This is a genomic window from Pseudomonas sp. QTF5 (genome assembly GCF_000512695.2).
In the GTDB taxonomy this organism is placed as follows: Bacteria; Pseudomonadota; Gammaproteobacteria; order Pseudomonadales; family Pseudomonadaceae; genus Aquipseudomonas.
This window is the reverse complement of the sequence record NZ_AZRW02000071.1, coordinates 1-10,637: the sequence shown is the minus strand read 5'-3', so window position 1 is coordinate 10,637 and position 10,637 is coordinate 1. Positions and strand designations below refer to the sequence as shown.

Sequence of the window (10,637 nt, the reverse complement as noted above, 5' to 3'; positions counted from 1 at the left end):
TTGGTTGGCATACATGCACCTCTTCAACATGTTATGCCCGAACACAAAATTTATGACAGTCCCAGGGGCATCATTACCGACACGGTAACGATGCCCCTTTTTCTTCAAGATCCTTTCAATTTCAACGTTGGAAATTTCAGTAAGCTGCGTAGCCTGTCGCTAACACGATGCCGCGGGTTTCCGACCCCGTACTAAGCGAAAGCCTCCAGGGGCCCCGGCGTAATCCGGGCAGGCAGTTGCGTTCCAGTTCACTCAAGCTAATCTCCACCTCAGCTGACCATCACCCTATTGAACCAGCGACCAAGCAAGCTGATGGAGTATCTGTACCTGGGCCACAACACACCTACCACACGGAAGCGAGGGCTTAGCAAATGCAAACATTCATCAAAAATAAAAATATTCAGCCTAACGGCGACTACGAAGTACACAACACCACAACCGGCTGTAGCTTTATGCCGCTGCTAACGAATCAAATTGCGTTGGGAAACCATCTCACGTGCTACGGGGCTGTTGCCGCAGCTCGGGCGAATTGGGCGAATGAGAGAATCAACGGATGCTACTACTGCTGTACTCCGTGCCATACGACCTAAGGTTGAAGCGATTAGCTGCGTCGCGTAAGGTGGCGCGGAATCGAGTAGGCCGCGCCACGTTGTATCCCTACATGTATCCCTACTCGTATAATTAAGCTGCAAGCCACGGATTATATGGAAGTCTCGAGTCTCCCTCGGGCACCAAAATTAAGAAAGGTCTTGCTTTGCAAGGCCTTTTTTTTCGTCTGTAGAAAAGTGACCTCGCCCCGCCGCGGTCTTGTAGGAGCTGGCTTGCCAGCGATCTTTTGATCTTGCTACTCCGCCGCCCGTACCGGCGGAACATTTCACAAGGATTCCCCCCATGGAATTGCAACTGGAAACCGTTGCCCTCTTTTCACTCAAACTGGCTTATGAGTCGGAAGGTCAAAGCCCGATTTTGCGTGACGATCTGGTCATGAGTGACTACCAGAGGGATGTGTTTGAGTTGCTGGTGCGCCAGGGGGATGTCGAGGCGATTCAGTTGAAAGTGGATGAGTGTGTGCGTTTGGCGCTGGAAGCCATCGGCGGTGTGGATAAGCCGTTGGGGCGGGAGTTGCAGAGGTTGGCGGGTGAATTTGCCAGTATTCAGATATTGGAGCAGATTGATGCCCCTCTTATCGCGCTCAAAGATTATCTGAAAGATATTCAATGAATGAAGGTAGGCACTCAGATACCTATCAGATCTGCTAGCTATCCAGGCCTGATAAACAAGCAGAAGCTGACGTGTAAATTACTAGCCCCGAGGTTTTCGGGGCTTTTAAATGCTCGGAAATCAGTTTCGAAATCTCTAGCATCCAAACTCAACCGTCGCCTCCCCAACGGCAGTACGTTGTGCATAAACCCTGAAGCGAAAGGCATAACGATCGAGGACGACGCCTCGGCCTGCACTCTTCTAGACTTAACAGGTAGTCGTAGACAGAATCGAACACGTCGCTTTGGTGCAGATGAATCAAAGGCAGCATGGCAAGCTGCCTGTTATGCCCTGAAGAGGTGCGGCAAAGACCGCACCGGGCCCAACAAGATGCCCGCTCAGGGTGCCTGGCCAACGGCCTGAAAATGCCACGATACCGTGACGTGGTGTGACTGCCGCAGCCGACACTTTCGGACAACTGACAACCACCTGGTTTGTCCGTGATCGTGAGGAATGCTGTATGCCTGATGAGATGTTGCACCTGCCTATGGTCAACAGTCTGCTGGAGCGCCACAAGCGCTCCCCCGGCGCACTGTTGCCCATCCTTCATGAGATTCAGGAGGGCATCGGTTACATCCCCGATGCCGCCATCCCCGAGATTGCCCATGCCCTCAACCTGAGTCAGGCCGAGGTTCGCGGGGTGATCAGCTTCTACCATGACTTCCGCACCGCGCCTCCGGCCCGGCATATTCTGCGTCTGTGTCGGGCAGAGTCCTGCCAGAGCCGTGGCGCCGAGCAGCTCGCGGCGCAATTGCGCGAACGCCTGCAACTGGACGACCACGGCAGCAGCGCCGACGGCAACATCAGTCTGCGCCCGGTGTATTGCCTCGGTGCCTGCGCCTGCTCGCCAGCCCTGGAGCTGGATGGTCAGGTGCATGCGCGGCTCAGCCCCGAGCGTCTGGATGCCCTGCTCGATGCTTGCCGGGAGGACGCATGATGCCGGCTTTCTATCTGCCCCGTGATTCGCTGGCCCGTGCCGTGGGTGCCGAAGAGGTTGCGGTGGCCCTGATCACCCATGCCCGGGGGCGCTTTGTGCCTCTGGAGTTGCAACGCACCAGTTCTCGCGGCCTGTACTGGCTGGAACCGCTGCTGGAAGTGGACAGCCCGCAAGGCCGTATCGGCTTCGGCCCGCTGACCGCTGCCGATGTGCCATCAGTTCTCGATGCCTTGCAAGGCGAGCCATCTGCTCATCCGCTGGCCTTGGGCCTGGTGGAAGAGTTGCCCTATCTGAAGACACAACAACGCCTGCTGTTTGCCCGCGCCGGCATCACTCGGCCGCTGTACATCGACGATTACGTGGATCATGGTGGTTTCGAGGGTCTGAAAAGAGCCGTCGCCATCGGTGGCGAACAGACCGCGACTGAGGTGTTCGATTCAGGCCTGCGTGGCCGTGGCGGCGCGGCGTTCCCCGCCGGGATCAAATGGCGCACGGTGCGCGGCACTCAGGCTGCGCAGAAATACATTGTGTGCAACGCCGACGAAGGCGACTCCGGCACCTTCGCCGACCGTATGTTGATGGAAGGCGACCCCTTCCTGCTGATCGAAGGCATGGCCATTGCCGGCATTACCGTCGGCGCCACCTACGGCTACATCTATGTGCGCTCGGAATATCCGGATGCCGTGATCACCCTGCGCAACGCGCTGGAGATTGCCCGGTCGAACGGTTACCTCGGCGCCAATGTCGGCGGCAGCGGCCAGGCCTTCGATATGGAAGTGCGAGTCGGTGCCGGCGCTTACATCTGCGGTGAAGAAACCGCGCTGCTGGACTCTCTCGAAGGCAAGCGCGGGATCGTCCGTGCCAAGCCACCGATCCCCGCCTTGCAGGGATTGTTCGGCCTGCCGACGCTGGTGCACAACGTACTTACCCTGGCCTCGGTGCCGCTGATTCTGGCCAAGGGTGCGCAGTTCTATCGCGATTACGGCATGGGCCGCTCCCTGGGCACCATGCCCTTCCAGTTGGCGGGCAATATTCGTCACGGCGGCCTGGTGGAACGGGCCTTTGGCCTGACCCTGCGGGAACTGGTGGAAGACTACGGCGGTGGTACCGCCAGTGGCCGGCCGCTGAAGGCTGCCCAGGTTGGCGGCCCCCTCGGCGCTTGGGTGCCACCCGCGCAATTCGACACGCCACTGGATTACGAAGCCTTCGCCGCCATCGGCGCGATGCTCGGTCACGGCGGCGTGGTGGTGGCTGACGACACTCTGGACATGGCCCGCATGGCGCGCTTCGCGATGCAGTTCTGCGCCGAGGAATCCTGTGGCAAATGCACTCCATGCCGCATCGGCTCGACCCGCGGCGTCGAGGTGATCGACCGCCTGTTGGCCGCGCCCGACCAGAGCAGTCGCGATGAGCAGGTGATCATCCTCAAGGACCTGTGCGACACCCTGCAATACGGTTCGCTGTGCGCGTTGGGCGGTATGACTTCCTATCCGGTGGTCAGCGCCCTCAAGTACTTCCCCGCCGACTTCGGTCTGCAGTCCTCGGAGGCCGACCAATGATCACTCTCTTCGACCCGAAAACAGATATTGACCTGGGCACCCCGGCCCGCGAAAGCCAGGTGCAGGTCACCGTGAACATCGATGGCCGCAGCATCAGCGTGCCCGAAGGTACCTCGGTGATGCGCGCCGCCGCGCTGCTGGGCACCACTATTCCCAAACTGTGTGCCACCGACAGCCTGGAAGCCTTCGGCTCCTGCCGCATGTGCCTGGTGGAGATCGATGGCATGCGCGGCTACCCCGCGTCCTGCACCACGCCAGTCAGCGAAGGCATGAGCGTGCACACCCAGACGCCGAAGCTCGCCACCCTGCGTCGCAACGTCATGGAGCTGTACATCTCCGATCACCCGCTGGACTGCCTGACCTGCTCGGCCAATGGCAACTGCGAGCTGCAAACTGTCGCCGGCCAGGTTGGCCTGCGGGAAGTGCGTTACGGCTATGAAGGCGACAATCATCTGGCCGACGTGAAGGACACCTCCAACCCCTACTTCGACTACGACCCGAGCAAGTGCATCGTCTGCAATCGCTGCGTGCGCGCCTGCGAAGAAACCCAGGGTACTTTTGCCCTGACCATTACCGGGCGCGGTTTCGAATCCCGGGTCGCGGCCGCCGGTGGCGATAACTTCCTCGACTCGGAATGCGTGTCCTGCGGCGCCTGTGTGCAGGCCTGCCCCACCGCGACCCTGATGGAGAAAAGCGTGGTCGAACTGGGTCAGCCCGAACGTAGCGTGATCACCACCTGCGCCTATTGCGGCGTGGGCTGCTCGTTCCGCGCCGAGATGAAAGGCGACCAACTGGTGCGCATGGTTCCAGACAAGAACGGCCAGGCCAACCACGGCCACTCCTGCGTCAAAGGGCGCTTTGCCTGGGGCTACGCCACTCATCCGGATCGCATCACCAAGCCGATGATCCGCCAGCACATCAACGACCCTTGGCAGGAAGTCAGCTGGGATGAAGCGGTGACCTACGCCGCCAGCGAATTCCGCCGACTGCAGCAAAAATACGGCCGTGACTCCATTGGTGGCATCACCTCCAGCCGCTGCACCAACGAAGAAACCTACCTGGTGCAAAAACTGGTGCGCGCCGCGTTCGGCAACAACAACGTCGACACCTGTGCGCGGGTCTGCCACTCGCCGACCGGCTATGGCCTGAAACAAACCCTTGGCGAGTCCGCCGGTACCCAGAGTTTCGACTCGGTGATGCAGGCCGACGTGATCCTGGTGATGGGCGCCAACCCCAGCGACGCCCACCCGGTGTTCGCCTCCCAACTCAAACGCCGCCTGCGTGAAGGCGCGCGGCTGATCGTCATCGACCCACGACGCATTGATCTGGTGGACTCGGTGCATGCCCGCGCCGAACTGCACCTGGCCCTGCGCCCGGGCACCAACGTCGCCATGCTCAACGCCTTGGCCCACGTCATTGTCACCGAAGGCTTGCTCGACCAGGCCTTTATCGACGCCCGTTGCGAGGGCAGCGCTTTCGCCCGCTGGAGCGAGTTTGTCAGCCGCGCGGAAAACTCGCCGGAAATCCTTGGCCCCATCTGCGGCGTCGCCGCTGCCGACATCCGTGCCGCCGCTCGCCTGTATGCCACCGGCGGCAATGCGGCGATCTACTATGGCCTGGGCGTCACCGAGCACAGCCAGGGCAGCACCGCGGTCATGGGCATCGCCAACCTGGCCATGGCCACGGGCAACATAGGCCGCGAAGGCGTGGGCGTGAACCCGCTGCGTGGACAGAACAACGTTCAGGGCTCCTGCGACATGGGCTCCTTCCCCCACGAGCTGCCCGGCTACCGGCACGTCTCCAACGAGGTGGTACGGGCGCAGTTCGAACAGGCCTGGAATGTCACCCTGCAACCCGATCCTGGCCTGCGCATTCCCAACATGTTCGAGGCAGCCTTGGGCGGCAGCTTTAAGGGCCTGTATTGCCAGGGCGAGGACATCGCCCAAAGCGACCCCAATACCCAGCACGTCACCGCAGCGCTGTCGGCCATGGAATGCGTGGTGGTGCAGGATATTTTCCTCAACGAAACCGCCAAGTTCGCCCACGTGTTCCTGCCGGGCAGCTCGTTCCTGGAAAAAGACGGCACCTTCACCAACGCCGAACGGCGCATCTCCCGGGTGCGCAAGGTCATGGAGCCGCTGGGCGGCAAGGCCGACTGGGAAGGCACGGTGGCCCTGGCCAACGCCTTGGGTTACCCGATGAATTACCAGCATCCATCGCAAATCATGGATGAAATCGCCAGCCTGACGCCGACCTTCACCAACGTCAGCTACACCGAACTGGATCGCCACGGCAGCCTGCAATGGCCGTGCAACGCCGCGGCACCGGACGGCACGCCGACCATGCACATCGAGGAATTCGTGCGCGGCAAGGGGCGTTTCATGCTCACCGGTTACGTGCCCACCGAGGAAAAGGTCAACAATCGCTATCCGCTTCTGCTGACCACCGGGCGCATCCTCAGCCAGTACAACGTCGGCGCCCAGACCCGGCGTACCGAGAACGTTGCCTGGCACGACGAAGACCGCCTGGAAATCCATCCTACCGACGCCGAGAGCCGTGGCATCAACGAAGGTGACTGGGTCGGCATCGGCAGCCGCGCCGGACAGACCGTACTGCGTGCGCGGATCACCGAACGGGTAGCCCCGGGCGTGGTGTACACCACCTTCCACTTCCCTGAATCGGGGGCCAACGTCATCACCACCGACAACTCCGACTGGGCCACCAACTGTCCGGAGTACAAGGTCACCGCCGTGGAGGTCAGCCGCGTCTACCACCCTTCCGAGTGGCAAAAACGCTATCAGGCATTCAGCGACGAACAACAACGTCTGCTCGACGAACGCCGCCAGGCACGCACCGCCGGAACAAAAGCCGAGGTGCGCCGATGAGCACTGACAACCTGATCAAAATGGCCAACCAGATCGCCCAATACTTCGCCAGCGAACCGGACCAGCAACAGGCCGTGCTCGGCGTGCGTAATCACCTGCAGATGTACTGGACGCCCGGCATGCGCAAGGAGTTGCTGGCCTGGCAAACGGCGCATCAGGGGGCAGACTTGCATCCACTGGCGCAGGAAGCGGTCAGTGGGGCGGGCTGGGAGGCTTAGGTTTACACGATCCTTGGGGAGGATTGCCCCTTGGCCTGTTGACTGAAAACTGTGGCGAGGGAGCTTGGTCCCGTTGGACTGCGCAGCAGGCCCATTCTTTTTGAAGATAAGGGGGCCGCTTCGCGGCCCAGCGGGAGCAAGCTCCCTCGCCACAGGTTTTTGATCGTTTCGACATTATGTGAGCAGTATTGCGAGTCTTTGGGACTAATGCACCGGCAACACCACCAACGCTTCCAACCCGCCCGTTGTCGACCGATTACGCAGTGTCAGCTCGCCTCCGTGTTCCAGCACAATTGCCCGCGCCGCCGATAACCCCAAACCAACACCCCCAGTGCTTTTGTTCCTTGAGCCCTCCATCCGGAAGAACGGCACAAACACTTGCTCAAGGCAGGCATCCGGAATACCCGGCCCACGATCCAATACTTTGATCCGCACCTGACCAGCGCTCGGGTTCAGTTCAATCCCCGGCTCACTGCCGTACTTGATAGCGTTGTCGAGCAAGTTGGTCATCACCCGTTTAAGCCCCAACGGGCGCCCGAAATACACCCACCGCAGCGGCCCGCTGAACGTAATGTCGACTCCCTGATCCCGATAATCATCAAGCAACGTTTGCAGCAGTTCCGCCAGGTCAAACTGGGTCGCCGGTTCAAGCCGCGCATCATCACGAAAGAACTCCAGCGCCGAGTTGATCATCGCCTGCATTTCATCCACGTCACGAAACAAGCGCTGCTGTTGCTCGGCGTCTTCAATGAATTCCCCCCGCAAACGCATCCGCGTCAGGGGAGCGCGCAGGTCGTGGGAGATGGCGGCGAGCATTTGCGTGCGATCGCGGATGAAGTGTTGCAACTGCGCCTGCATGGCATTGAACGCGAGAATGGCCTGGCGAATTTCGTGGGGGCCAAGCGGTTCGATGGGCGGTGCGCGGAAGTCCGTGCCAAAGCGCCGGGCGCCTTCGGCGAAGCGCTGCAAAGGTGTGGCGAGGCGTCGGGTGGCGATCAGCGCGACCAGTGCGGTGGAGATCAGCACCAGCAGGATGACGATCAGGTAGCGTGGCGCTTCGTCGAGCCCCCAACTGCGCGAGGGCGCGGAGAACATCAGCCACGATGAGTCGGACAGCTCGATCAGCAGCGCGTAATGCGCGTCCGCCGTGTGCTCCGTCCAGTCGGCCGGTTCATAGGCTTCGATGCGCCTGTCAGGGGCTCTGAGCATCGGCTGCAGGATGGTCGAGCCGATGTCAGACTTCGGATCGTCCACTGTCGGCAGATTGAGATCGTGCCGATCAGGGTGCCAAGTGACAGTGAAGCCGCTCTCGTTGGCGGCTTGTGCCAATTGGCTGCGCAGTGGCGTCGGGGCAGCCTCGATGATGCGGGCGATGGCGGCGGCTTTTTCCAGCAAACCGATTTCGGTCAGCGGCGGGCGCGCCCATACTCCGGCCAGTTGGATAAACAGTCCGTTGAGCGCGAGTGAAATGAGCATGGTCAGGATGATCGTCAACGCGATCCAGCGCGCCACCGTATCTTGCGGCCAGTCTCGGGCGCGAATCCGTTTCAGCCAGCTCATCTCCGCGTCACGCTGGGGGTAAACAGGTAACCACCATTGCGCACGGTGCGAATCATTGCAGGCCGCTTGGTGTCGGACTCGAGTTTGCGTCGCAGGCGGCTGACCTGGACGTCGATGCTGCGATCGAACGCTTCATGACTATGCCCACGCGCCAGGTCCAGCAACTGCTCGCGGGTGAGAATGCGTTGGGGGTGTTCGACGAAGACCAGCAGCAGGTCAAACTCACCGGCCGACAGCGGGATCATCACGTTGTCCGGCGAGCGCAATTCACGGCGCGTGACGTCGAGGTGCCAGTCGGCGAAGTCGATCAGCGGACGAGGCCGCTCCTGCGACACCGGACGGCACTCGTCCACCCGGCGCAGCACAGCGCGCACCCGGGCCAGCAGTTCACGGGCGTCGAAGGGTTTGGTCAGATAATCATCGGCGCCCAGCTCCAGACCGACTACCCGATCACTGAGCTCGCCCATGGCCGTCAGCATGATTATCGGTATTGCGTGTCGAATCCGCAGTTGCTGACACAGGACCAGCCCGCTGTCGCTGGGCAACATCACGTCCAGAATGATCAGGTCCGGCGCCTGGCGCTCGATGGCCGACCACAGCGATGCACCGTCTGTGGCGACCTCGACGCTGTAGCCGTGCTGCATGAAGAATTTTTTCAGGAGATCGAGGACTTCAAGGTCATCGTCCACAATTAAAAGGCTGTTCACCGAAGGTCACTTAAGGGGCGAATGGAACCGCCATCTAAAACCATTCATGGCCCCGCGTCATATATTTCAACTCTGCAATAAAACGTCAGCACCGCAATAAACCAGACATCTTTGCGCAAGGCTTGGAGCTCAGCATCACGGCGAATTCCTCCTGAGACTTGCATCCATGTTGCCTTTCAAGCGTGCTCCCTGGTTGGCCCGCAACACCTCAATCGCCGTGTTGGCCGCAGGGCTGACGGGTTGCAGCAGCCATCCGCCGTCCACCACCGACGTGGCCTGCGCCGACATCACCTATTCGGTGTACGACCCGGCGGAACCGTTCAATCGCGGAGTCTTCGCTTTCAACCGGACGGTCGACGACTACGCTCTGGCGCCGGTCGCTCGCGGCTATCGCTACTTGCCGGACTTTTTCCAGACCGGTGTGCATAACTTTGTGGCGAACTTCGGTGAGCCCAAGGTCTTTATCAATGACCTGCTGCAAGGTAACCCGATGCGCTCGGTCAATACTCTGGGACGTTTCGCGCTGAACACCACGGTCGGGGTGGTGGGCTTGATCGACGTCTCCGGCATGGCCGGTATTCCGCGCCACGATGCGGACTTCGGCCAGACCTTCGGCGTGTGGGGCATCGCCAACGGTCCGATCCTTGAGTTGCCGCTGTTCGGCACCTCCAACAGCCGCGATGCCGCCGGGCGCGTGCTCGGTTTTGTGGTCGACCCGTTCGGCAGCAATAGCGATACCGTGGACATGCTATCCACTATCAACACTGTTGGTGGCATCGTCGACGGTCGGGCAGAAGCCTTACCGTTGACCGACAGCCTGCAAAAACTGCCGGACTATTACAGCGCGTTGCGTAATGTGGTGGCCGAGCATCGTGCTGCTTACGTGGCCGACGGCAAACAAGGCTCGCCAGAGAACACCACTCCTCAATGCACAGGAGCACCGGCCGATGGGTTCTGAAAACAATAGCCTGACTCTGCAGCAACGGGTAATCCGTGATGACTCAGCCAATCTGCATCTGCACTGTCGGGAAATCACCCTGCGCCTGTCACCGGACTGTCGCCAATTGGTGCTCACCCGTTACACCGAACACTACGGCCCGGCGCTGGTACGCTGGATAGAGCGCAGCCACACGGTGTCGGTGGCCGAGCTGTTTCGTTGGCTCGTGGCTAATGGTGAGGCGGGGGTCATGAGAGCGAGCAGCCAGTCGCTGCCTTGATTTCAGGGTGATGATACGGAGGATGGAAGTCTTCCGGTCATCATCCCGCCGCGTATGCCAGGCCAAGTGCAACGCAAACCCCTCCATCGTAATCGGTGGTTCCACGGTATGCCGCGCCTTGGCAATCGGCATCGATAAACACCGACGGGACAGCATCGCAATCAGACCGGAGCGGTCCGATGATGCTGTACGAACTTTCCTGCGGACAAAACAAAACCCCTACCTGCATATGCAGATAGGGGTTTCGGAATTCAATCTTGACGATGACCTACTCTCACATGGGGAAACCCCACA

General features: G+C 60.6%; 9 protein-coding genes. 7 read left to right on the top strand and 2 right to left on the bottom strand.

Going from position 1 to position 10,637, the window contains the following annotated elements; translation table 11 throughout:
- The first annotated feature begins 891 nt into the window (after window positions 1-891).
- From IC37_RS28425 to IC37_RS28405, 5 genes are all read left to right on the top strand, one after another.
- A complete protein-coding gene (locus tag IC37_RS28425) occupies window positions 892-1,221 on the top strand; it encodes a hypothetical protein (RefSeq protein ID WP_030130035.1) in 330 nt (109 codons plus the stop codon).
- A gap of 499 nt (window positions 1,222-1,720) precedes the next feature.
- Window positions 1,721-2,197: a formate dehydrogenase subunit gamma gene (locus IC37_RS28420; RefSeq protein ID WP_030130036.1), complete on the top strand. Its 477-nt coding sequence runs from the start codon at window positions 1,721-1,723 to the stop codon at window positions 2,195-2,197.
- Complete coding sequence (locus IC37_RS28415) at window positions 2,194-3,756, top strand: NADH-quinone oxidoreductase subunit NuoF (RefSeq protein ID WP_030130037.1); 1,563 nt, start codon at window positions 2,194-2,196, stop codon at window positions 3,754-3,756. The genes IC37_RS28420 and IC37_RS28415 overlap by 4 nt, the downstream gene beginning before the upstream one ends.
- Complete coding sequence (gene fdhF / locus IC37_RS28410; RefSeq protein ID WP_030130038.1) at window positions 3,753-6,641, top strand: formate dehydrogenase subunit alpha; 2,889 nt, start codon at window positions 3,753-3,755, stop codon at window positions 6,639-6,641. The genes IC37_RS28415 and fdhF overlap by 4 nt, the downstream gene beginning before the upstream one ends.
- Entirely contained in the window at window positions 6,638-6,859 is a 222-nt protein-coding gene (locus IC37_RS28405) for a formate dehydrogenase subunit delta (RefSeq protein ID WP_030130039.1), read from the top strand. The genes fdhF and IC37_RS28405 overlap by 4 nt, the downstream gene beginning before the upstream one ends.
- A 204-nt stretch (window positions 6,860-7,063) precedes the next feature.
- On the opposite strand, the gene IC37_RS28400 is transcribed toward IC37_RS28405, so the two are convergent.
- Complete coding sequence (locus IC37_RS28400; protein WP_030130040.1) at window positions 7,064-8,419, bottom strand: ATP-binding protein; 1,356 nt, start codon at window positions 8,417-8,419, stop codon at window positions 7,064-7,066.
- On the bottom strand, window positions 8,416-9,126 hold the full coding sequence (locus tag IC37_RS28395) for a response regulator (RefSeq protein ID WP_030130041.1): 711 nt from the start codon (window positions 9,124-9,126) through the stop codon (window positions 8,416-8,418). Before IC37_RS28395 ends, IC37_RS28400 begins: the two co-directional genes overlap by 4 nt.
- Window positions 9,127-9,292: 166 nt before the next feature.
- Here IC37_RS28395 and IC37_RS28390 point away from each other — a divergent pair, with 166 nt between their 5' ends.
- On the top strand, window positions 9,293-10,084 hold the full coding sequence (locus IC37_RS28390; protein ID WP_030130042.1) for a VacJ family lipoprotein: 792 nt from the start codon (window positions 9,293-9,295) through the stop codon (window positions 10,082-10,084).
- The gene (locus IC37_RS28385) at window positions 10,074-10,343 is read left to right on the top strand and encodes a hypothetical protein (RefSeq protein WP_030130043.1); all 270 of its coding nucleotides are present in this window, start codon (window positions 10,074-10,076) and stop codon (window positions 10,341-10,343) included. Before IC37_RS28390 ends, IC37_RS28385 begins: the two co-directional genes overlap by 11 nt.
- Window positions 10,344-10,637 lie beyond the last annotated feature (294 nt).

Bases quoted from the DNA above. Each gene is read 5' to 3' on its own strand.
- IC37_RS28415 (WP_030130037.1), top strand. From the start codon at position 2,194: ATGATGCCGGCTTTCTATCTGCCCCGTGATTCGCTGGCCCGTGCCGTG.
- IC37_RS28425 (WP_030130035.1), top strand. From the start codon at position 892: ATGGAATTGCAACTGGAAACCGTTGCCCTCTTTTCACTCAAACTGGCT.
- fdhF (WP_030130038.1), top strand. From the start codon at position 3,753: ATGATCACTCTCTTCGACCCGAAAACAGATATTGACCTGGGCACCCCG.
- IC37_RS28420 (WP_030130036.1), top strand. From the start codon at position 1,721: ATGCCTGATGAGATGTTGCACCTGCCTATGGTCAACAGTCTGCTGGAG.
- IC37_RS28390 (WP_030130042.1), top strand. From the start codon at position 9,293: ATGTTGCCTTTCAAGCGTGCTCCCTGGTTGGCCCGCAACACCTCAATC.
- IC37_RS28385 (WP_030130043.1), top strand. From the start codon at position 10,074: ATGGGTTCTGAAAACAATAGCCTGACTCTGCAGCAACGGGTAATCCGT.
- IC37_RS28400 (WP_030130040.1), bottom strand. From the start codon at position 8,419: ATGAGCTGGCTGAAACGGATTCGCGCCCGAGACTGGCCGCAAGATACG.
- IC37_RS28405 (WP_030130039.1), top strand. From the start codon at position 6,638: ATGAGCACTGACAACCTGATCAAAATGGCCAACCAGATCGCCCAATAC.